The 21,874-nt window shown below is 73.7% G+C and carries 16 protein-coding genes and 1 pseudogene; 8 read left to right on the forward strand and 9 right to left on the reverse strand.

Annotated features, from left to right (window positions below):
* Nucleotides 1-127 precede the first annotated feature (127 nt).
* The gene (locus ABT085_RS00920) at nt 128-391 is read right to left on the reverse strand and encodes a WhiB family transcriptional regulator (RefSeq protein WP_003975777.1); all 264 of its coding nucleotides are present in this window, start codon (nt 389-391) and stop codon (nt 128-130) included.
* Nucleotides 392-1,068: 677 nt separating this feature from the next.
* On the opposite strand from ABT085_RS00920, the gene ABT085_RS00925 reads away from it, so the two are divergent.
* The 4 genes from ABT085_RS00925 (at nt 1,069) to ABT085_RS00940 (ending at nt 5,082) form a co-directional block, all read left to right on the forward strand.
* Entirely contained in the window at nt 1,069-1,593 is a 525-nt protein-coding gene (locus ABT085_RS00925) for a cysteine dioxygenase (protein ID WP_351600131.1), read from the forward strand.
* A gap of 70 nt (nt 1,594-1,663) precedes the next feature.
* A complete protein-coding gene (cofD, locus tag ABT085_RS00930) occupies nt 1,664-2,647 on the forward strand; it encodes a 2-phospho-L-lactate transferase (RefSeq protein ID WP_351600133.1) in 984 nt (327 codons plus the stop codon).
* Nucleotides 2,644-3,975, forward strand: coding sequence for a coenzyme F420-0:L-glutamate ligase (locus tag ABT085_RS00935; RefSeq protein ID WP_351600135.1), 1,332 nt, complete (start codon nt 2,644-2,646; stop codon nt 3,973-3,975). Before cofD ends, ABT085_RS00935 begins: the two co-directional genes overlap by 4 nt.
* A gap of 105 nt (nt 3,976-4,080) precedes the next feature.
* Nucleotides 4,081-5,082 (forward strand): DNA-3-methyladenine glycosylase family protein, encoded by a 1,002-nt coding sequence (locus ABT085_RS00940; RefSeq protein ID WP_351600136.1) that lies wholly within the window; start codon nt 4,081-4,083, stop codon nt 5,080-5,082.
* A 276-nt stretch (nt 5,083-5,358) separates the two neighbouring features.
* On the opposite strand, the gene manB is transcribed toward ABT085_RS00940, so the two are convergent.
* Nucleotides 5,359-6,441 carry a mannose-1-phosphate guanylyltransferase gene (gene manB / locus ABT085_RS00945; protein WP_351600138.1) on the reverse strand — a complete coding sequence of 361 codons (1,083 nt, stop codon included), beginning with the start codon at nt 6,439-6,441 and terminating at the stop codon, nt 5,359-5,361.
* 163 nt (nt 6,442-6,604) lie between these two features.
* Entirely contained in the window at nt 6,605-8,119 is a 1,515-nt protein-coding gene (locus ABT085_RS00950) for a peptidoglycan recognition protein family protein (RefSeq protein WP_351600140.1), read from the reverse strand.
* A gap of 139 nt (nt 8,120-8,258) precedes the next feature.
* Here ABT085_RS00950 and ABT085_RS00955 point away from each other — a divergent pair, with 139 nt between their 5' ends.
* Nucleotides 8,259-9,023, forward strand: a complete 765-nt coding sequence (locus tag ABT085_RS00955) for a TIGR03089 family protein (protein WP_351600142.1) — start codon at nt 8,259-8,261, stop codon at nt 9,021-9,023.
* A gap of 297 nt (nt 9,024-9,320) precedes the next feature.
* Here ABT085_RS00955 and ABT085_RS00960 read toward each other — a convergent pair.
* Both ABT085_RS00960 and ABT085_RS00965 read right to left on the reverse strand, forming a co-directional pair.
* Nucleotides 9,321-10,722: pseudogene (locus ABT085_RS00960) on the reverse strand (acyclic terpene utilization AtuA family protein); the annotation flags it as partial.
* Nucleotides 10,719-11,513, reverse strand: coding sequence for a TIGR03084 family metal-binding protein (locus ABT085_RS00965; protein ID WP_351600144.1), 795 nt, complete (start codon nt 11,511-11,513; stop codon nt 10,719-10,721). The gene ABT085_RS00965 and the pseudogene ABT085_RS00960, both read right to left, overlap by 4 nt.
* 199 nt (nt 11,514-11,712) lie before the next feature.
* Here ABT085_RS00965 and ABT085_RS00970 point away from each other — a divergent pair, with 199 nt between their 5' ends.
* Nucleotides 11,713-13,305, forward strand: coding sequence for a M48 family metalloprotease (locus ABT085_RS00970; protein WP_351600148.1), 1,593 nt, complete (start codon nt 11,713-11,715; stop codon nt 13,303-13,305).
* A gap of 25 nt (nt 13,306-13,330) precedes the next feature.
* On the opposite strand, the gene ABT085_RS00975 is transcribed toward ABT085_RS00970, so the two are convergent.
* The 3 genes from ABT085_RS00975 to ABT085_RS00985 all read right to left on the reverse strand — a co-directional run bounded on the left by ABT085_RS00975 (nt 13,331) and on the right by ABT085_RS00985 (nt 18,841).
* Nucleotides 13,331-14,290: an EamA family transporter gene (locus ABT085_RS00975; RefSeq protein WP_351600152.1), complete on the reverse strand. Its 960-nt coding sequence runs from the start codon at nt 14,288-14,290 to the stop codon at nt 13,331-13,333.
* A 158-nt stretch (nt 14,291-14,448) separates the two neighbouring features.
* A complete protein-coding gene (locus ABT085_RS00980; protein WP_351600155.1) occupies nt 14,449-15,570 on the reverse strand; it encodes a lipid II:glycine glycyltransferase FemX in 1,122 nt (373 codons plus the stop codon).
* A gap of 226 nt (nt 15,571-15,796) precedes the next feature.
* Nucleotides 15,797-18,841 (reverse strand): FAD-binding and (Fe-S)-binding domain-containing protein, encoded by a 3,045-nt coding sequence (locus ABT085_RS00985; protein WP_351600157.1) that lies wholly within the window; start codon nt 18,839-18,841, stop codon nt 15,797-15,799.
* Nucleotides 18,842-19,048: 207 nt separating this feature from the next.
* Between ABT085_RS00985 and serC the strand changes: the two genes are divergently transcribed.
* Nucleotides 19,049-20,167: a phosphoserine transaminase gene (serC, locus tag ABT085_RS00990; protein WP_351600159.1), complete on the forward strand. Its 1,119-nt coding sequence runs from the start codon at nt 19,049-19,051 to the stop codon at nt 20,165-20,167.
* A gap of 97 nt (nt 20,168-20,264) precedes the next feature.
* Here serC and ABT085_RS00995 read toward each other — a convergent pair whose 3' ends face one another.
* On the reverse strand, nt 20,265-20,867 hold the full coding sequence (locus ABT085_RS00995) for a TetR/AcrR family transcriptional regulator (RefSeq protein ID WP_351600161.1): 603 nt from the start codon (nt 20,865-20,867) through the stop codon (nt 20,265-20,267).
* 190 nt (nt 20,868-21,057) lie between these two features.
* Here ABT085_RS00995 and ABT085_RS01000 point away from each other — a divergent pair, with 190 nt between their 5' ends.
* Nucleotides 21,058-21,723, forward strand: coding sequence for a nitroreductase (locus tag ABT085_RS01000; protein ID WP_351600163.1), 666 nt, complete (start codon nt 21,058-21,060; stop codon nt 21,721-21,723).
* The last annotated feature ends 151 nt before the right edge of the window (nt 21,724-21,874 follow it).

Here is a 21,874-nt window from a genome sequence, read left to right on the forward strand (position 1 = left end):
GCCACCCGCGACGGGCCCTTCGCTCCCTATGTGCCTGTTTGTGCTCTGTCCTCCGGGCTACGGCCTCGATGAACCGCTCGAGGTGCCGGGCCGTACCGGGCCGTAGTGATCCAAGTCGGGCTCGGGCTCAGACGGCGGCCTTCTTCAGCCGACGGCGCTCACGCTCGGACAGGCCGCCCCAGATGCCGAACCGCTCGTCGTTGGCGAGGGCGTACTCGAGGCACTCGGAACGAACCTCGCAGGCGAGGCAGACCTTCTTGGCCTCGCGGGTGGAGCCGCCCTTCTCGGGGAAGAAGGACTCGGGGTCGGTCTGGGCGCACAGCGCGCGCTCCTGCCAGCCGAGTTCCTCGTCCGCGTCGTCGACCAGCAGTTGCTGCACCAGCTCGGTCATGTGCGCCCCTCGTCTGTCTTTCGCGTCCCCGTGTCGTGGCCGTATCACCGATCTCGGCTGAACGACACGAGTGAAATTACAAGTGTGCTGCTCCGGGCGAGTCAAGCCGAGATCTGCTATTGGGCCCCTTATTCACTCTGCGGAACCAAGGTCACTCGGAAAGTGTTCAAATCGCCATAAACCTTGACCCGCAGACGAGCCCCGCGCGGACCTCCCGGTCCGGCACAGGACCCTGTACGAAGAAGGACGCCGAGATGTTCGATCTCGTTCCGACGCGCGCGACGAGGCCGGCGCGCCCGGTTGTGCGCCTTGTGTCCGGGTGGGCGTATGAACAAACCTTTCACCCGAGAGATGAACCGGATGAGGTGAAACATGTCCCACATATCGGGCGTCGGGTTGACAGTGAAGGTGTGAACCGCTGTCCTTGAGGGCATGCTCGCGAACTCGGCCCTCACCTCGACCCGCACCGCCGGGTCCCACGGTGCTGCCCGCGCTCGCTGTAGCTGTTGCTGTTGCAGCTGTTGAGCCCAACGCGCTCCGGCTGCCACTGAGTCCACCGCGACTCGGCTGCTTGTTCCCCTGCCCGCACCAGGGCACCCCTCTCGCCCGCGATCCGGGCGGACGGCACGCGACACCCAGCCAGCACCCCCCACTCTCGCCGAGGAACCACCGCACCCATGAACAGCGACAGCGACCTCCAGATCGCGGGCGACATCCTCGAAGTCCCGCACCTCCTCCAGCCGCCGCGCGAACACCCGGCCACCGTGGCCGACTTCGTCGGGCTCGCCCGCTCCATCGCCGCCGACCGCGCCCAGTGGTCCCACCTCGTCCGGTACGACGCCACCACGCGCTGGTACCACCGGCTGCGCACCGGCCCCGGCTACGAGGTGTGGCTGCTGTCCTGGGTCCCCGGACAGGGCAGCGGACTGCACGACCACGGCCCCTCCTCCGGCGTGATGACCGTCCTGGAGGGCACTCTCACCGAGCACACCGAGCGCGGCACGCGCGCGTTGGGAGCGGGCGACGGCCGCGGCCGGGAGCGGGTGTTCGCGCCGGGGTACGCGCACGAAGTGGTGAACGACACGCTGGAGCCCGCGGTCAGCCTGCACGTCTACTTCCCGGGCCTGACCGAGATGCCGATGCACACCGCGCAGTGCTCGGCACCGGCGACGCGCGGCCGACCGGACGCCGTACGCGCGTGACAGGTGCGGTTGTCGCGGTTGTCCACAACCGCCTGTCACGCTGCCGTTGCGGCCTGCGAGACTTGGCCCCATGCGCATTGTGGTTCTGGCAGGCGGCATCGGCGGTGCCCGGTTCCTGCGTGGTCTGAAGCAGGCCGCGCCGGACGCGGACATCACGGTCATCGGCAACACCGGGGACGACATCCACCTGTTCGGGCTGAAGGTCTGCCCGGACCTCGACACGGTGATGTACACGCTCGGCGGCGGCATCAACGAGGAGCAGGGCTGGGGACGGGCCGACGAGACGTTCCACCTGAAGGAGGAGCTCGCGGCGTACGGCGTGGGGCCGGAGTGGTTCGGGCTGGGCGACCGGGACTTCGCCACGCACATCGTGCGGACCCAGATGATCGGCGCCGGATATCCGCTCAGCGCGGTCACCGCGGCGCTGTGCGACCGCTGGAAGCCGGGTGTGCGGCTGATCCCGATGACGGACGACCGCGTCGAGACGCATGTGGCCGTCACCCTGCCCGAGGGCGACCCCGCCGCGGGCGCGGGCGAGCGCAGGGCCGTTCATTTCCAGGAGTACTGGGTGCGGTTGCGGGCCTCGGTGCCCGCGGAGGCGGTCGTGCCGGTCGGCGCCGAGCAGGCGAAGCCGGCGCCCGGGGTGCTGGAGGCGATCGAGCAGGCGGACGTCGTCCTGTTCCCGCCGTCCAACCCGGTCGTCTCGATCGGCACCATCCTCGCGGTGCCCGGCATCCGGGAGGCGATCGCCGACGCGGGGGTGCCGGTGGTGGGCCTGTCCCCCATCGTCGGGGACGCGCCCGTGCGCGGCATGGCCGACAAGGTGCTCGCCGCGGTCGGCGTGGAGTCCTCGGCCGCCGCGGTGGCCGAGCACTACGGTTCGGGTCTCCTCGACGGCTGGCTCGTCGACACCGTGGACGCGGGCGTGGTGGACCGGGTCCGGGCGGCCGGCATCCGCTGCCGCGCCGTCCCCCTGATGATGACCGGCCTCGACGCGACCGCGCAGATGGCCCGGGAGGCTCTGGACATGGCGGAGGAGGTGCGGGGAGCGTGAGCGACTTCTCCGCCGAGGGCCCCGCCGCGGCCGCCGACGGCTTCCGGGTCTGGGCCGTGCCCGGCATCCCCGAGGTGAGCGCGGGCGACGACCTCGCCAAGCTGATCGCCGCGGCCGAACCCGGGCTCGCCGACGGGGACGTGCTCCTCGTCACCTCGAAGATCGTGTCCAAGGCGGAGGGACGCGTCGTCGAGGCGGCCGACCGGGAAGCGGCGATCGACGCCGAGACCGTACGGGTCGTGGCACGCCGCGGCGCGCTGCGGATCGTCGAGAACCGGCAGGGTCTGGTGATGGCGGCCGCGGGCGTCGACGCCTCCAACACCCCTGCGGGCACGGTCCTGTTGCTGCCCGAGGACCCGGACGCCTCGGCCCGGTCGATACGGGACGGGCTGCGCGACATCCTCGGTGTCGAGGTCGGCGTCGTGATCACGGACACCTTCGGGCGCCCCTGGCGCGCGGGGCTCACGGACGTCGCCATCGGCGCCGCCGGGGTGCGCGTCCTCGACGACCTGCGCGGCGGCACGGACGGGTACGGCAATCCGCTCAGCGCCACCGTCGTGGCGACGGCGGACGAACTGGCCGCCGCCGGGGACCTGGTGAAGGGCAAGGCCGCCGGACTGCCGGTCGCCGTGGCGCGCGGGCTGTCGCACGTGCTGGCCCGGGACGCCGCCCAGGGAGCGCGGGCCATGGTGCGCGACGCGCGCGACGACATGTTCCGGCTCGGGACGTCGGAGGCGGTCCGCGAGGCGGTCACCCAGCGGCGTACGGTACGGGCCTTCACGGACGAGCCGGTCGACCCGGGCGCCGTACGGCGGGCGGTGGCCGCGGCCGTGACGGCACCCGCACCGCACCACACCACGCCGTGGCGGTTCGTGCTGCTGGAGTCCGAGCGGTCGCGGACCGCGCTGCTGGACGCCATGCGGGACGCCTGGATCGCCGACCTGCGGCGGGACGGCAAGAGCGAGGATTCCATCGCCAAGCGGGTGCGGCGCGGCGAGGTGCTGCGCGCCGCGCCGTACCTCGCCGTGCCGTGTCTCGTCATGGACGGCTCGCACACGTACGGGGACGCGCGCCGCGACGGGGCCGAGCGGGAGATGTTCGTGGTCGCGACCGGGGCCGGGGTGCAGAACTTCCTGGTCGCGCTGGCCGGGGAGCGGCTCGGGTCCGCGTGGGTGTCGTCGACGATGTTCTGCCGGGACGTGGTGCGCGAGGTGCTGGACCTGCCGGCGCACTGGGATCCGATGGGGGCGGTCGCCATCGGTCATCCGGCGGAGCTGCCGAGGCCTCGGCCGGAGCGGACCGCGGGGGCCTTCATCGAGGTGCGGTGATGCAGCCGTCCGAGCGCCTACTCTCGTAGGACACCGTCACCATCGGCTCTCGGCAGAGGGCCGCGGCTCCCGCAGAACATCTCCGGCATCCCTGGGATCCCATCCGTGTCAGGACGATTCGCTCCGCGCCCGACGCGTACGACCGTACGCGGCGGGCATGTCGTGGTGCCCGGGGGTGTTCCGCGGCCGGCTCCCGCGCCGGGGCGGGTGCGCACCTGGGTGCCGGACGGCCCGCTGGATCTGGGGCTGGTGCTGGGGCCGCTGCGGCGCGGCCCGGCGGACCCCACCTTCCGTACGACACCGGACGGGTCCGTGTGGCGGGCCAGCCTGACGCCTGCCGGGCCCGGGACGCTGCGGGTCGCCGCCCGCGGCACCGAGGTGCGCGGCGAGGCGTGGGGGCCCGGGGCCGAGTGGCTGCTGGACCGGCTGCCCGAGCTGCTCGGTGCCGCGGACGATCCCGCCGCCTTCGAGCCACGGCACCGGCTGGTCGCCGTCGCCCGGCACCGGCGACCCGGCCTGCGGCTGACCCGCACCGGACTGGTGCTGGAGTCGTTGATCCCGTCGGTCCTGGAGCAGAAGGTCACGACCGACGAGGCGTACCGGGCGTGGCGGCTGCTGGTGCGCAAGTTCGGGGAGCCGGCACCGGGTCCCGTGGACGGGCGGATGTTCGTGATGCCCGCGCCACGGACCTGGGCGCTCGTCCCGTCCTGGGAGTGGCACCGCGCCGGGGTCGACGACAAGCGGGCGTCGACGGTCCTGCGGGCCGTGCGGGTCGCGGCGCGGCTGGAGGAGGCGGCCGGGATGCAGCCCCTGGACGCCCAGGCCCGGCTGGAACTCGTACCGGGGATCGGGCCGTGGACGTCGGCGGAGACCGTGCAGCGCAGCCACGGGGCACCGGACGCGGTGACCGTGGGGGATCTGCATCTGCCGGGGATCGTGGGCTGGGCGCTCGCCGGGGACCGGCACGCGGACGACGCGGTGATGCTGAGGCTGCTGGAGCCGTACGCGGGGCAGCGGCACCGGGCGGCGCGGCTGATCCTGCTGGGCGGGAGGACTCCGGCGCGGCGTGCGCCGAAGATGCCTCGCTGGGACATCGGGCGGTTGTAGGGCGCGGTGCGGCGCGACGCGGCCGGTTGGCGGTGCGGCGAGGTCGGGCGGCGGTGCGGCGAGGTCGGGTGAGGTGCCCCGGGGCAGGCCGCACAGGGGGTCGGTGCCGAGGCCGGGTGGGGTGCGCTGCCCGGCGCCGACGGGGTGCCGCCCGCGCCCGCCCGTGCCGCCCCTGGCGGCACAGCCGCCCGCGGATTACGGAGCGCGGCACGGGTGCCTGCGGATTTCGGCTGGGGTGGGGCGCGGCCTGGTGGCGGCGCCCCCTGGGTGGTGGTGCTACTGGTCGGAGGAGAAACGCACCGAGCCCGCCGGGATACGGGCGTCGCACCAGACGCGCACGCCGTCACGGAGTTCGTTGTCGGCGCCGACCACCGCGCCGTCGCCGACCACCGCGCCGGTGAGGACGGTCCGTCGGCCGACGCGGGCCCGGGAGCCGATGAGCGAGTCGGTGATGACGGCGCCCGGTTCGATGACGGCACCCGACAGGATCGTGCTGCCGAACACCCGGACGCCCTCCGCGACGAACGCGCCCTCGCCCACCACCGTTCCGCCGGTCAGCTTGGCGTCCGGGGCGACCCTGGCCGTCGGCAGGACGAGACGGTCGCCGCAGCGGCCCGGGACCGCGGGAGAGGGGGCGCGGCCCAGCACCAGGTCCGCCGAGCCCCGTACGAAGGCCGCCGGGGTGCCGAGGTCGAGCCAGTACGTCGAGTCGACCAGGCCCTGGAGGTGGGCGCCGGCGGCGAGCAGCTGCGGGAAGGTCTCGCGTTCGACGGAGACCGGGCGCTCCCGCGGGATCGTGTCGATGACCGAGCGGCGGAAGACGTACGCCCCCGCGTTGATCTGGTCGGTGATGATCTCCTCGGGCGTCTGGGGCTTCTCCAGGAAGGCCAGGACCCTGCCGGTCGCGTCGGTGGGGACCAGGCCGTAGGCGCGCGGGTCCGTGACCTTCGTGAGGTGGAGGGAGACGTCGGCGCCGGTCGACTCGTGGGTGTCCACGAGCGCCCCGATGTCCAGGCCCGTGAGGATGTCGCCGTTGAAGACCAGGACCGGGTCGTCGGGGCCGGAGTGCAGCCGGGAGGCGACGTTGCGGATCGCGCCGCCCGTGCCGAGGGGCTCCTCCTCCGTGACGTACTCGATGTGCAGACCCAGTTCCGAGCCGTCGCCGAAGTGCGGTTCGAAGACCTCGGCCAGGTAGGACGTGGCGAGGACGATGTGGTCCACGCCCGCCGCTCTCGCTCTCGCCAGCTGGTGCGTGAGGAACGGCACCCCGGCCGCCGGGACCATGGGTTTGGGCGTGTGCACCGTGAGCGGGCGCAGCCTGGTTCCCTTGCCGCCGACCAGGAGGATCGCTTCTGTCACCTGTCGTCTCTGCTTCCTGCCGGGACCGGCCGAACTGTCTTTCGGCCGGCCAGTGTACGCAGACCGTCTCGTTGGCTTCTTCGGTTGCCGCGCGGTGTCCGCCCCTGGTTCCCGGCTGTCCCCCGACGGCGGTGAATGCGCCCCGCCGAACACGCTCCGGCCGTCAGCGCCCCTGATAGCGGGCCGCGTTCGTACGGGCCGTGCCGAGTTTGCCGTAGAGCTGCTGTCCTGGGCACTCCGTGGCGAACCCGTCCCGGTGGCCGGAGATCACGTTCAGTCGTACCTTCTTACCTTTTCGGTAGAGATTGCCACCGCCGGACGTCAGATATGTCTTTCCGCGCGGATTGGCACCGGAGAGACCCAGCTTCCACGCCGTCAGCCGGGCGATGGCCGTCACCGCCGCGGCGGCCGGTCTGGTGGTGCCGAACGTGCCCAGGACCGCGATCCCCATGCTGTCGGTGTTGAAACCGAGGGTGTGGGCACCCCGGACGGGCTTCGCCACTCCCCCGGCGCGCCCCTCGTAGATGTTTCCGCACTTGTCGACGAGGAAGTTGTAGCCGATGTCCCGCCAGCCCATGCTCTTGACGTGGTAGCGGTAGATACCGCGGATGAGCGACGGCGCCTGTGCACACGTGTACGTGTTGCCGGAGGCCGTGTGGTGCACGAAGGCGGCCTTGACCTTCGAGGAGTAGACGAACCCCTTCTCCCGCAGCCCCTCGCTCGCGCCCCAGCCGAGCCGGGTGACGATGCGCGGGCGCGGGCCGATGTACGGCGTCGCCCGCCGGCGCTGCGCCGGGTCGGCGGCCGGCAGGGTGCGCAGTTCGTCCACGGTCTGCCGCCGGGTCAGCGCGGGGATCACGGCGGCGCCGAGCGGGACCAGGTCGGCGTTGGCGGCGGACGCGGCGGCCGTGGCGGCGGTCAGCCGGACCCCGGCGCCCGATGTCCCGAGCGGGGTACGGAACTTCACGGCACCGGCGCGCGGCGCGGCCACCGGCGCGTGGCGCGGGCCGGGTCGCGCGGCGGGGACGGCCCGGCCCGGGTTCGCGCGCCCCGGGTCGACGAGTTCGAGGCGCAGCCCGGAGGGGAGCAGGGAACGGGAGCCGGCCGGGGGCAGCGCGCGCGGGCTGCGGCCGGCCCGCTGCGCGGAGGCCGGGCCGTGGGCGCCGCTCCCGGCGTGGACGCGCACCTCGACCGCGTCCGAATCGCCCACCCACAGGGGCGCGGTGGCGCCCCGCACCCGGCCCGAGGCGCGCTCGGCGGTGCCGGGGTCGGCGCCGTGGTCGCCGTTGTGCGTGTCGACGTCCCGCCAGCCGGACCAGGCGCGGGCACCGGCGGCGCGGGTGCGGACCTGGACCCGGGCGCGCAGTTCGACGTCCGGGTTGTCCCAGACGACGCCGACCAGGGAGAAGCGGTGCACGTTGCGGCGCGGCAGGCCCTGGTCCCTGGTCAGGGCGCCCGGGGTGCGGGTGGCGGAGCCCCGGTGGTCGGGGGCGAGGGGGACGAGGGGCAGCGACTGGGTGCTGCCGGGCAGGTCCGACGCGGCGGGGACGGCCGCGTCGCCGGTCGGGAGCGCGCTCGCGGACACCGCCATGGGTGCCGCGGCGGCGGGCGGGCTCAGCGGCAGGGCGAGGGCGGCCGCACAGGTGACACCGATCGAAGAAGCAAGCAATCCACGCATGCCGTCGATCCTGGACATAATCATATATATCTGTCCATCGGAGAACTGACGGACCGTCGGAACCGGTTCCGCCGAACCGGTGGCCCGCGACCGGCCCGCCGGTGGGAGCCCGCGGCGCCGCCCGCGTACGCTTGCGCGGGTGAATGCCACCGATCGCACCCCTGCCGACCTGCTGCGTTCCGCGCTCGCCGCGGATCCCGCGCGCCCCCTGGTGACCTTCTACGACGATGCCACCGGCGAACGCGTCGAACTGTCCGTGGCCACCTTCGCCAATTGGGTGGCCAAGACCGCCAACCTCCTCCAGGACGGACTGTCCGCGGAACCGGGCGACCGGGTCGCGCTGCTGCTGCCCGCGCACTGGCAGACGGCGGTGTGGCTGCTGGCGTGTTCGTCGGTGGGTGTCGTCGCCGACGTGTCGGGGGACCCGGCGCGGGCGGACTTCGTCGTGGCCGGACCCGGGCGGTTCGAGGCGGGGCTCGCGTGCCGCGGGGAGCGGTACGCGCTGTCGCTGGCACCGCTCGGCCGCCGCTTCCTGCCGGGCCCCCCTGAGGGCTACGCCGACTACGCGGTGGAGGTGCCGACCCATGGCGACCGGTTCACGCCGTACGTGCCCGTGGACCCGGAGGAGCCCGCGCTGATCGTGGCCGGTGCGGAGTTCACGGGCGCCGAGGTCGTGGAGCGGGCGCGGGGCGAGGCCGCCGGGCTGGGGTTCACCGGGCCCGGGGCCCGGCTGCTGTCGGGGCTGCCCTACGACACGTGGGAGGGGCTGAGCGCCGGGCTGTACGCGGCGCTGGCGAGCGACGGGTCCGTGGTGCTGTGCCGGCACCTGGAGGAGCTCGCGGAGGACGCGCTGGCGAAGCGGGTCGAGAGCGAGCGGGTCACTGCGGTCCGCGCGGGTCGCTGAGCGCGGGGCGGCTTCGCCGGGAGGTCGGTGTCAGAGCCGCGGGCCGGCTGCGGCGGGGTGCGCGGTTCCTCGCGCCCCTGACCGGGCCGACACCACCGTCTCCCGAGACATACGGGTGCCTCTGCCCCGAGACGGGACCGCCGGGTTCAAGCCGCGGGCCGGCTGTGGCGGGGTGCGCGGTTCCTCGCGCCCCTGACCGGGCCGACACCACCGTCTCCCGAGACGTGCGGGTGCTTCTGCCCCCGAGGCGCGACCGTCGGGGTCAAGCCGCGGGCCGGCTGCGGCGGGGTGCGCGGTTCCTCGCGCCCCTGACCGGGCGGACGCCATCGTCTCCCTGAGGGGCTGACAGGACCCTCTCCCCAGGCGGCTCGGGCAGGGCGGGCTCCGGCACCTCGTCGAGTACGAGGGTGCCGGGGGCGGCGGGCACGGCGACCCGGCGTCCGTCGTGGAGCACAGCCAGGTGCTCCACGGTGTCCTGGGGGACGTACGCCGCCTCGAAGACCCCGTAGGGCGCGCCCTTCCCGGGTGGCGCCACCACATGGAATCCGGGATAGCTCGCGAGGGCCAGTTCGATGGCGGCGCCGCTCAGCGCCCGGCCCACGGCCGTCTGGTCCTGGTCGCGCACGACCAGCCGCAGCAGCGCGCTCGCGGTCTCCTCGGTACCGGCGTCCGGCCGGTCGGTGCGGACCAGGTCCCAGCGGACCTCGGCGGGCGGGTTCCCAGCGAGGGCGTCCGCCATCTGCTCCCGCACCAGCGCGGCCTTCGCCTCGATGTCGAGGCCGGTGAGAACGAAGACGACCTCGTTGCGGAAGCCGCCGAAGCGGTTGAGGCCGACCTTGAGGGCGGGCGGCGGAGCCTCCCCGGTGACGCCCTCGACCCGCACCCGGTCGGGGCCGTCCTGGGTGAGCCGTACGGTGTCCAGCCGGGCGGTGACGTCGGGGCCCGCGTACCGGGCGCCCCCGGTCTCGTAGAGCAGCTGGGCGGTGACCGTGCCGACGTCGACGAAGCCGCCGGTGCCGGGGTGCTTGGTGATCACGCAGCTGCCGTCGGCGTGCAGTTCGGCGAGCGGGAACCCCGGCCGGCGCAGGTCCTTGGCGCGCTCGCCGAAGAAAGCGTAGTTGCCGCCGGTGGCCTGGGTGCCGCACTCCAGGATGTGTCCGGCGACCACGGCCCCGGCCAGCCGGTCGTGGTCGTCCGGCGCCCAGCCGAAGTGGGCCGCGGCGGGCCCGGTGACCAGGGCCGCGTCGGTGACCCGCCCGGTGACCACGACGTCGGCGCCCGCGCGCAGACACTCCGCGATGCCGAAGCCGCCGAGGTAGGCGTGGGCGGCGAGGGCGCCGGGGTGGCGGGCCAGCAGGTCGTCGCCCTCGACATGGGCGACCCGGACCGGGATCCCGAGCCGGTCCGCCAGTGCGCGCACCGCGTCCGCGAGGCCGGCCGGGTTCAGCCCGCCGGCGTTCGTCACGATCTTCACGGACCGCTCGTGCGCCAGGCCGAGACAGTCCTCCAGCTGCCGCAGGAAGGTACGGGCGTAACCGGCGCCCGGGTCCTTCAGCCGGTCACGGCCCAGGATCAGCATGGTCAGCTCGGCGAGGTAGTCGCCGGTCAGGACGTCCAGTTCACCGCCGGTGAGCATCTCGCGCAGGGCGTCGAAGCGGTCGCCGTAGAAACCGGACGCGTTGCCTATGCGCAGGGTCACTCCGCGTCCCCCTTCGGGGGACGTCCGTCGCCGGGCGGGCCCGCGAAGGCCTGCGCGATGTCGAGCCAGCGGTCGGCGTCGGGGCCCTCGGCGCGTACGTCGACGTCGGCGCGGTGGGCACGCTGGGTGACCAGGAGGCAGAAGTCGAGGGCGGTCCCGGTGACCCGCTGCGGGGCGTCCTCGGGGCCGTGGGCCCAGGTCTCGCCGGAGGGCGCGACGACCTCCACCCGGAACTCCTCGCCGGGCACGGGCAGTCCGTGCGCACCGAAGGCGAAGTCCCGCGCGCGGACCCCGATCCGGACCACGTGCCTGATCCGGTCGGTGGGGACGCGGACCACGCCCAGGGTGTCGGCGACGTCCTGGCCGTGGGCCCAGGTCTCCATCAGCCGGCCGGTGGCCATCGAGGCGGCGGACATGGGCGGCCCGTACCAGGGGAATCGGGCGCCCGACACGGAGGCGCGCAGCGCCCGGTCGAGCGCGGCCCGCCCCTCCCGCCACCGCGACAGCAGCTCGGCGGGCGGCAGCTGGGCGCCCGCGTCGGCCCCTTCGTCGACGAACGTGTCCGCCGCGGCCAGGGCCTTCTCGACCAGGCCCTGGAAGGCGGCGGCATCGGTGACGGCGAGCAGGGCGGAGTGGTCGGTCCAGGCGAGGTGGGCGATCTGGTGGGCGACGGTCCACCGGGGCGCGGGAGTCGCGAGCTCCCACTGCCGCGGACTCAACTCGGCCACGAGCCGGTCGAGTTCATCGCTCTCGTCACGCAGATCATCGAACACTGGCGTCGGATCGGACATGCCGGGGAGCATGCCAGCGGGCCCAGAAACAATCAAGCATGCTTGCATGAATTTGTTTCCCTGCGTCAGGGCCGCGCCCACACTCCCGCCGAACCAGCGCGATCGCGGCCGCCCGGGCGGAAAAGGCAACGTCAGACGAGCAGTCGGACGGTAATATCCGCGGGCGTCGCCTGCCTGTCCGGGCCGGCCGAGTCCTGTGGTGGGGGAAGCTTTGGCCTTTCGGCTGCGCGCTGTTCGCGCCTACGTACTGCTGGTCGGGTTCTTCCTGATGGGCGCGGTGCTCATCGCGGCCATGGCGGTGCTCGACTGGCTGCTGATGACGCGGCTGTTCATCGCGCGGATGGCCGGATTCGAGGGCATGGTCCTGGCGGTCACCGTGCTCCTCGCGGTGGCGATTCTGCGAGGCATGTACGTCTTCCTGCAAGCCGGCCGCCTGGGGCCGGCACCGCAGGGTGTGGCGGTCACGCCGCAGGATCAGCCCGAGCTGTGGGAACAGATACACGCCGCCGCCGAGGCGGCAGGGGAACGGCCTCCGGACGAGCTCTACCTGGTCGGCGAGGTCAACGCGGGTGTCATGGAGCAGAGTCGTCTGCTGGGCCTGCTGCCCGGACGGCGCCGTATGGTCCTGGGCCTGCCGCTGCTCGCGGGGCTGACCGTCCCGCGGCTGCGCGCCGTCCTCGCCCACGAGTTCGGGCACTACGCCAACCTCGACACACGGCTCGGCGGCGTCACCGTACGCGGCCGGATGGCAGTGCTGCACACGGTGGAGGTGTTCGGCCGGGGCAGCACCCCGCTGCACCACACGGTCGGCGCCCTGTACGTCGGCTACGCCCGGATGTTCCTCCGGACCTCGCAGTCCGTGGCCCGGCACCAGGAACTTGCCGCCGACCGGATGGCCGCACGGCACGCGGGTCGTGACGCGACGGCCGCCGCGCTGCGCGCTCTGCCGGTCCTCGACGCGGCGCACACCTACTACCTGCAGACCTACGCCGGGATGGGCGAGCCGCTGGAGGCGCTGCCGCCGGTGGGCGAAGTGCACGGCGGTTTCCCGCGGCTGCTCGCCGCCCGGCCCGGGGAGCGCCTCGCCGCTCTCGGTGCCGGGCAGCGTCCGCCACGGCCGCACCGGTACGACTCGCACCCGCCGACCGCCGAACGGGTCGCCCTGATCGAGGAACTCCCTGCCGACGATCTCGCGGACGGATCGGCCGACGAACCGGCAGCGCTCGCCCTGCTGCACGACCCCGGCCGGGTGTTCGCCGAGCTGGAGGCACACACGCTGCCGCCCGAGGCGGCGCAACTGCGGCGCATGAGCTGGGACGACCTCGTCATGACCCGAGCGGTCGCCGACGCCGGAGACCTGTCCCGTCCCCTTCGGCTCGCGGTCGCCAGGACGCTGCGCGCCGAGGAGACGGAGCCCGCACCGGTTCGCAACGCCGACGCCGAGCTGCCCGGCCTGGAGGCGGTGCTCGACGCGTTCGACCGTGGCCTGCTGTGGACGGCGGTCGCCGACCGCATGCCCAAGCCCCCGCAGGCGTCACACCTGACGGGACCGTCGGCCCGGAACTTCATCCGCCCCAGGATCTTCGACGGGCTCGCGGGCATGATCCAGTTGCGTCTCGTCGAGACGGGGCACGCCACGCCCGACATCGCGTGGTCGGGGCACCCCGGACTCGCTCTGCCCGAGGAATGGGAACGAGGCATGGACGACGCCGTCGATGCCGCCGTTGCCGACACGCCCGACACAGCGCCCCTGCGCGCCCTGCTCGCCGGTGTCGGCCGGGTGTCCGCATAGCCGCGGAGACCCGCCCCTGAAACCGTCAGGAAGCGCTCGGCGGCACCGCCGCCTTCGCGCGGCCCACCTGGGTGCGTACCGCGCCCATGCTCGCGCCGATGACCAGGGCGATCGCGGCCGCCTGGAGGACGGTCAGGGCCTGATGCAGGACGAGGAAGCCCGCGGCACTGGCCAGGGCCGGCTCCAGGCTCATGAGGATGGCGAAGGTGGAGGAGGGCAGCCGGCGCAGGGCGAGGAGTTCGAGGGTGTAGGGCAGCACGGAGGAGAGCACGGCCACCCCGGCGCCCAGACCGAACGTCACCGGGTCGAACAGTTTCGTCCCCGACTCGGCCAGCCCCAGGGGCAGGAACAGCAGCGCGCCGACCGCCATCGCGAGGGCGAGCCCGTCGGCCTGCGGGAAGCGGCGGCCGGTGCGGGCGCTGAAGACGATGTACGCCGCCCACATCGCGCCCGCGCCCAGGGCGAAGGCGACACCGCCGGGGTCGAGGTCGCCGAACCCCCCGCCGCCGAGGAGGAAGACACCGGCGAGGGCCAGCCCCGCCCAGACGAGGTTGAGCGCGCGACGGGAGGCGACCACCGAGAGCGCGAGCGGGCCGAGGACCTCCAGTGTGACGGCCGGGCCCAGCGGGATGCGGTCGACGGCCTGGTAGAAGAGGCCGTTCATCGCGGACATCGCGATGCCGAAGACGACGACCGTGCCCCAGTCGGCGCGGGAGTGGCCGCGCAGTCGCGGACGGCAGACGAGCAGCAGGACCAGCGCCGCCACCAGCAGTCGCAGGCTCACCACGCCGAGCGCGCCGGCCCGTGGCATGAGGGTCACGGCGAGCGCGCCGCCGAACTGCACCGAGACGCCTCCGGCCAGGACCAGTCCGACCGGCCCGAGCGAACCGAACCGGCGGGGCGCGCCACCCGTGGGGACGGGCGCGGAGTCCGTCGCCGACGCGGACGGGGACGACGACGGGGTGGTGGCGCTGGGGGTGGTCACATGCGGTCCTGGGGGCTGGCTCGGATCAGAGATCGTTCATCGTGATGCACTTCCGAGTCCAGGGTAATGGACTTCGTCAGGGGTGTGAACCCTTGACGGGACTGTCCTGAATGCCGAGACCGGCAGGCCCCCGCCGGACGCCGGGCGGCGGTGCCGGGTCAGCGGCGGGCCAGGTAGAACTCCAGCGTCCGGTGCAGCAGCCGGTTGAGCGGGAAGTCCCACTCGCCGAGGTATTCGACCGCCTGTCCGCCGGTGCCCACCTTGAAGCGGAGCAGGCCGAGCAGATGGTCGGACTCCTCCAGCGTGTCGGTGATGCCCCTCAGGTCGTAGACGGAGGCGCCCAGCCGGTGGGCGTCGGTCATCATCCGCCACTGCACGGCGTTGTTGGGCTGGACCTCGCGCCTGCGGGCGGTGGAGGCGCCGTAGGAGTACCAGACGTGGTCGCCGACGGTCAGCATGGTGGCCGCGGCCAGCACCTCGCCGTCGTGATGGGCGAGGTAGAGCCGCATCCGGTCGGGGTGCTCGGAGTTGAGCGCCGTCCACATGCGCCGGAAGTACGACAGCGGGCGCGGGGTGAAGCGGTCGCGCTCGGCGGTCTCGGTGTACAGCCCGTAGAACACCGGCAGGTCCTCCGGGCCGCCCGGCACGACCTTGACCCCGGCCTTCTCCGCCTTCTTGACGTTGCGCCGCCACTGCTGGTTGAGGCCGCCGTGGACGTCCTCCAGCGACCGCCCGGCGAACGGCACCTGGAAGACGTAGCGCGGCTGCCCGGCCGCGAACCCCTCCTCCCCGCCGGCCGCGGCCCGCCGCCAGCCCATCCGGCGCAGCCGGTCCGCGACCCCCTCGGCGAGCGGCTCGTACGAGGTCGCCTCCGCCTCGCCCAGCCGCCGGACGCCCGGATCCGCGATCGCCGCCTTTACCGCGTCCGCGCTCCAGCGCCGTACGACCACGGGCGGCCCCATCTTGACCGAGAACGCGCCCCGCGACTTCAGCTGGGCGAGCATCGGCCGCAGCCATCGCTCCAGGTCGGGCGCGAACCAGTCGATCACCGGCCCCTCCGGCAGATACGCCAGGTACCGCCGCAGCCTGGGCAGCGGCCGCAGCAGCACCAGGCCCGCCCCGGCCAGCCGCCCGTCCTCGTCGAACCAGCCCAGGCTCTCGGCCCGCCAGTCGGGCTTCACATCACTCCAGGACGGGATCTGGAGATGGCTGACGGAGGGGCGGGCCGAGACGAAGGCGAGGTGCTGGGCGCGGGTGATGGGCTGGACGCGAAAGGTCATGCGCGGGGCTCCCTCGTACGGTTCCTGGCGATACGCGGCTCATCGGTCAGCCTAGGAGGGCTTGCCCGCTTCGTCCTGCGCCACGCGTCCGTCCGGCCCGCTCAGCCGACCCCGCCGACCCCACCGGCCCGGTCGCCCGACCCCACCGGCCCGCTCAGCCGACCCCACCGGCCCGCTCAGCCGACCCCGCCGGCCCCCGCCGGCCCCGTCGGCCCCGCCGGCCCGCTCAGCCGACCTCGTCCGGTCCGGGCGGCCGTCCGTCCGGGCCGCCCGGCAGGTGCTCCGCCAGCACCTCCGCCAGATGTCTCCCCCGCACCCCGGCCAGCTGCTCCAGCTGGGTCCGGCAGGAGAACCCGTCGGCCAGGACCACCGTCCCGGCCGCCGCGGCCCGCACCGACGGCAGGAGCCGTTCCTCGGCACACGCCCTCGACACCTCCTCGTGCCCCTTCTCGAAGCCGAAGTTGCCGGCCAGTCCGCAGCAGCCGCCGCCGAGCTCGCCGGTCAGTCCCGCCGCCGTACGCAGCCGGCGGTCCGGTCCGTCGCCGAGCACCGCGTGCTGATGGCAGTGGGTCTGGCCGACGACCGGGCGGTCCACGCGGGGCGCGGCCCAGCCGGGAGCGAGCTGTTCGAGGACCTCCGCGAAGGTGCGGACGCGGGCGGCGAGGAGGGCCGCGCGCGGGTCGTCGTGCAGCAGTTCCGGCAGGTCGCCGCGGAGCGCGGCGGCACAGCTCGGCTCCAGGACGACGACCGGGGCGGCCGTCTCCAGCACCGGCGCCATCAGGTCGAGGGTGCGGCGCAGCACGGTGCGGGCGCGGTCCAGCTGGCCCGTGGACAGGTACGTCAGACCGCAGCAGACCCGGTCGTGACGCGCTGTCAGCAGGGTGGCCGCCGACCTCGTCCGGCCGTCCGCGATCCGGCCCCGCGGCGGCCGTAGCGTCGGCGGCAGCGCCACCCGCAGGCCCGCCGCCTCCAGCACCCGCACGGCCGCCCGGCCCACGGCGGGCGAGAGGTACTCGGTGAAGGTGTCCGGCCACAGGACGACCAGATCGCCGGTCGCCGGGTCACCGGCCCCCGTGCCACCGGCCCTCGCCAAACCGGGCGCCGTCGCCCCCCGGACCCGCCACCACCGGCTGAACGGCTCGGGTGCCAGCCGGGGGATCTCCCGCTCCGGGGCGATCCCGCCGAGCCGTTTCGCCGTCCACGCCAGCGGCCGTACGCGGGCGAGCGCGTTGAGCACCCGTACCGCGCGCGTCCGGGCGGCCCAGCGCAGCCACACCGGCAGCCGTCCGAGCGTGTAGTGGGCCATGGGGCGGCGGCGCCCGGCGTAGTGGTGGTACAGGAACTCCGCCTTGTACGTGGCCATGTCGACCCCGACCGGGCAGTCCGAGCGGCAGCCCTTGCAGGACAGGCACAGGTCCAGCGCGTCCCTGACCTCCGTGGAGCGCCAGCCGTCCGTCACCAGCTCACCCGCCAGCATCTCGTGCAGCAGCCGGGCGCGTCCGCGGGTGGAGTGCGCCTCCTCGCCGGTCGCCCGGAAGGACGGGCACATCACCGCGGGCCCGGACGCCTCGGCCGTACGGCACTTCGCCACCCCGACGCAGCGGCGCACCGCCGCCGAGAAGTCGCCGCCGTCCGCCGGATAGCCGAAGGCCACGTCCACGGGGGTGCGCGGCAGCACGGAGAAACGGAGATCGGTGTCCAGCGGGGCCGGGCGCACCAGCATCCCGGGGTTGAGCAGGTCGTCGGGGTCCCAGACCGCCTTGGCGCGCTCGAAGAGCGCCACCGTCCGCGTGCCGTACATCCTCGGCAGCAGCTCGGCGCGGGCCTGGCCGTCGCCGTGCTCCCCGGAGAGCGAGCCGCCGTACGCCACCACCAGGTCGGCGAGCTCCTCGGAGAAGCGGCGGAAGCGGCCCACGCCCGCCTCGGTGAGCAGGTCGAAGTCGATACGGACATGGATGCAGCCGTCCCCGAAGTGCCCGTACGGGGTGCCCCGCAGGCCGTGGGCGGCCATCAGGGCCCGGAAGTCGCGCAGATACGCGCCGAGCCGGGCGGGCGGCACCGCGCAGTCCTCCCAGCCCGGCCAGGCCTCGGAGCCGTCCGGCATCCGGGTGGCCGTGCCGCTCGCGTCCTCGCGGACCCGCCACAGCGCGCGCTGCCCGGCCGGGTCGGTGACCACCAGCGCGTCGACGGCGTCGGCCGCCCGCGCGACCTCCCGGGCCCGCGCGTGCGCCTGGGCCGCCGTGTCGCCGCCCGTCTCCACGAACAGCCAGGCCCCGCCCCGGGGCAGCCGGGCCGTCCCGCGCACCAGGTCCGCCGCCATCCCCTCCACGGTCAGCGGGCCGAGCGGGAGCAGCCCGGCGGCCGCCTCGGCGGCGGCGCCCTCGTCGGCGTACCCCAGCACGGCCAGGGCGACCGCGCGGGGTGCCTCGACCAGCCGTACGACCGCCTCCGTCAGCACCCCGAGGGTGCCCTCGGAGCCGCAGAACGAGCGGGCGACGTCGGCGCCGCGCTCGGGCAGCAGCGCGTCCAGGGCGTACCCGGAGATACGGCGGGGCAGGTCGGGGAAGCCGGTGCGCAGCCGCGCCAGTTCGCCCTCCGCCAGCTCCCGCAGACCGTCCGGCGCGCCGGCCCAGCCCGGTCCGAGGCGCGAGCGCGCGCCGCGCGCGGTGAGCACCTCCAGTTCGCACACGCTGTCCGCGGTGGTCCCCCAGGCCACCGAGTGCGCGCCGCAGGAGTTGTTGCCGATCATCCCGCCGAGCGTGCACCGGCTGTGGGTGGACGGGTCCGGACCGAAGCGCAGTCCGTGCGGCGCGGCGGCCTCCTGGAGGCGGTCGAGGACGAGCCCCGGCTGCACGACGGCCGTGCGCGCGTGCGGGTCCAGCGAGACGAGCCGGTTCATGTGCCGGGTGAAGTCCAGCACCACCCCCGTCCCCGTCGCCTGCCCGGCGATCGACGTGCCCCCGCCCCGGGCCACCACCGGCACCCCGCGCTCCCGGCACACGGCCAGCACCGCCGCCACGTCGTCGGCGTCCCGCGGCGCCACCACGCCGAGCGGGACCCGCCGGTAGTTGGACGCGTCCATCGTCACCAGGGCCCGGGAGGTGACGTCGAAGCCGACCTCGCCCCGGACGGCCCGCCGCAACTCCGCGGCGAGACCCGCCGGATCCGCCGCACCACCCGCGCCACCTGGGTCGGCCGCGCCACCCGGCCCGGCCGGACCGCCCGCGCCGCCCGGCCCGTCCGGGCCCTTCCGTGCACCGAGATCCCTCATACGCCCAGGATGCCCACGGCCACCGGCAGGAACGAGCGGGTGACGAACGGGCGGCGTCCGGATGGCGGCCGGACGGCTCCCGTACGTCCGGCGGATGACGATCCGGCGCCGGTGCTGTAGGTACGCACAGGTCCGCGGAGCGGCGCGATCGTCTCATCGAACGGACACGGTTCCGTCCCGTTTCGCCGAGGCGATACCCTCCGGCTCGTGGCTGAGATCCAGATTCCTGCTGACATGAAGCCCGCGGACGGTCGTTTCGGCGCGGGTCCCTCCAAGGTGCGGGTGGAGGCGCTGGACGCCCTGGCCGCCACCGGTACGTCCCTGCTCGGCACCTCCCACCGCCAGGCCCCGGTCAAGAACCTGGTCGGCCAGGTCCGCGCGGGCATCTCCGAGCTGTTCCAGCTCCCGGAGGGCTACGAGGTCGTCCTCGGCAACGGCGGCTCCACCGCCTTCTGGGACGTCGCGACCCACGGCCTGATCGAGAACAAGTCGCAGCACCTCACCTTCGGCGAGTTCAGCTCCAAGTTCGCCAAGGCCGCCAAGCTGGCGCCCTGGCTGGCCGAGCCGACCGTGATCTCCTCCGAGCCGGGCACCCACCCCGAGGCCTCGGCCGAGGCGGGCGTCGACGTGTACGCCTTCACCCACAACGAGACCTCCACCGGTGTGGCCGCGCCCCTCAAGCGCGTGCCGGGCGCCGACGAGGGCTCCCTCGTCCTGGTGGACGCCACCTCCGGCGCCGGCGGCCTGCCGGTCGACATCGCCGAGACGGACGTCTACTACTTCGCCCCGCAGAAGTCGTTCGCCTCCGACGGCGGCCTGTGGATCGGCGTCTTCTCCCCGGCCGCGATCGAGCGCGCCGAGCGCGTGCACGCGTCCGGCCGCCACATCCCCGAGTTCTTCTCGCTGCCCACGGCGATCGACAACTCCCGCAAGAACCAGACCTACAACACCCCGGCCCTCGCCACCCTCTTCCTGCTCAACCAGCAGCTGGAGTGGATCAACGGCCAGGGCGGCCTGGCCTGGTCCACGGAGCGCACGAAGGACTCCTCCACCCGCCTGTACTCCTGGGCCGAGGACTCCAAGCACGCGAGCCCGTTCGTCGCGGACCCGGCCAAGCGCTCCCAGGTCATCGGCACGATCGACTTCTCGGACGAGATCGACGCCGCCGCGATCGCCAAGGTGCTGCGCGCCAACGGCATCGTCGACACCGAGCCCTACCGCAAGCTCGGCCGCAACCAGCTGCGCGTCGCGATGTTCCCGGCGATCGACCCGGCGGACGTCGAGGCGCTGACGAAGTGCATCGACTACGTGATCGAGAAGCTCTGACCGCTTCCCGCATCCCGCTCGCACAGCTCCGAGGGGCGCCCGGTGGACACCGGGCGCCCCTCGCCGCGTCTCGCCCTCCCCCGGCGCCCGACCGGTGTCAGGACGCGGCCGTGTCGGGCCAGAGCGCCCGCAGGGCGTCGGGGACTCCCTCCACGCCGTGGAGGTCGCCCATGGCCAACTGGAGGATGTAGCCGGGCAGGATGCACACGAAAGTGGCGGCGATCGCCTCGGCAGGCACCTCGCGCGGCAGGTTGCCGCTCTTCTGGTGCTCGCGGACGACCTCGGCGAAGTCGAGGCGCATCTGGGCCAGCAGGTCTTTGAACTGAGCGGCCAGCGAGGGGTTCCGCAGGGACTCGGACCAGGCCAGCACGGCCAGCCCGGCGATGTCCTGTTCGAGGGTCTTGGCCTTCACCAGTTCGAGGACGTCGGCCACCATGGCCCCGACGGAGCTGCTGGGCCGGTGCTCGGCGACGCCGTGGACCATGGCCAGGACCTCGCGTATGTTCTCCTCGACGATCGCCGTGATCATCTCGTCCTTGCTGGCGAAATGCCGGTACACCGCCCCCGCCGAGAGGTCGGCCTCCGCGAACAGGTCCTGCATGGACGTCGAGTGGAATCCGTCCCGCAGGAAGCAGCGACGGGCTGCGTCCAGGATCTGCTTCCGGCGGGCCTCCATGTACTCCTGCGTGACCTTCGGCATCGCCCTACCTATGCATTAAAAAAACGAACCTTCGTGTTAATTTAACACGTTGACGAGGACAGACTCCCATGGCGCCATACGCGCCGGTGCGACGGCAGACCGGACCACAGGACCGCGATACTCCGCCATACTTTCCGGACTATTGACATCGATCGGGCCGAAAGTCCCTCGGACAGGGAGGCTGGCGATCTTGGACGTCTACGAGGCGGTCACGAGCCGGCGGGCGGTGCGCGGATTCACCGACCGGCCCGTCCCGAAGGAGGTGCTGGAGCGCGTACTGTCCGCCGCGGCATGGGCGCCGTCCGGTTCGAACCTCCAGCCGTGGCATGTGTACGTGCTGACCGGGCGGCCACTGGCCGAGCTCAAGAGCCGCGCCGGCGAGCGGGTGGCCGCGGCCGACCCGTGGGACGAGCGGGAGTACGAGATGTACCCGCCCGCGCTGAAGTCCCCGTACCACGAGCGCCGGTCCGCCTTCGGCCGGGAGCGCTACAGCGCACTCGGCATCGAACGCGAGGACTGGGAGGCGCGCCAGCGGGCCGCCGCCGCGAACTGGGACTGCTTCGGCGCGCCCGTCGCCCTGTTCTGCTACATCGACCGCGACATGGGCCGGCCCCAGTGGTCCGACCTCGGCATGTATCTGCAGACCGTCATGCTGCTGCTGCGCACCGAAGGGCTGCACAGCTGCCCGCAGATGGCGTGGTCCGTGTACCGCAGGACCGTCGCGGAGGTCCTGTCGCCCCCGGACGACCTCATCCTCTTCTGCGGCATGTCGATCGGGTTCGAGGACCTCACGGTGGGCGATCCCCGTACGGGCCGGGCACCGCTCGACGAGACGGTCACGTTCGTCGAGGACTAGCGCCTGTCCGGCCGCGACACACCCTGCGGCCTCGGCCGAAACAGGCGCCGCGGCCGGCTCCGCCGGCCGCAACCGCCCGCACGTACCCGGTGATCACGCGGTCCGCCTCAGCAGCCGGCCGCGTGCCGGGCGTGCAGGTGCGGGTGCGGGT

Source organism: Streptomyces sp. NPDC002265 (assembly GCF_040296125.1).
In the GTDB taxonomy this organism is placed as follows: Bacteria; Actinomycetota; Actinomycetes; order Streptomycetales; family Streptomycetaceae; genus Streptomyces.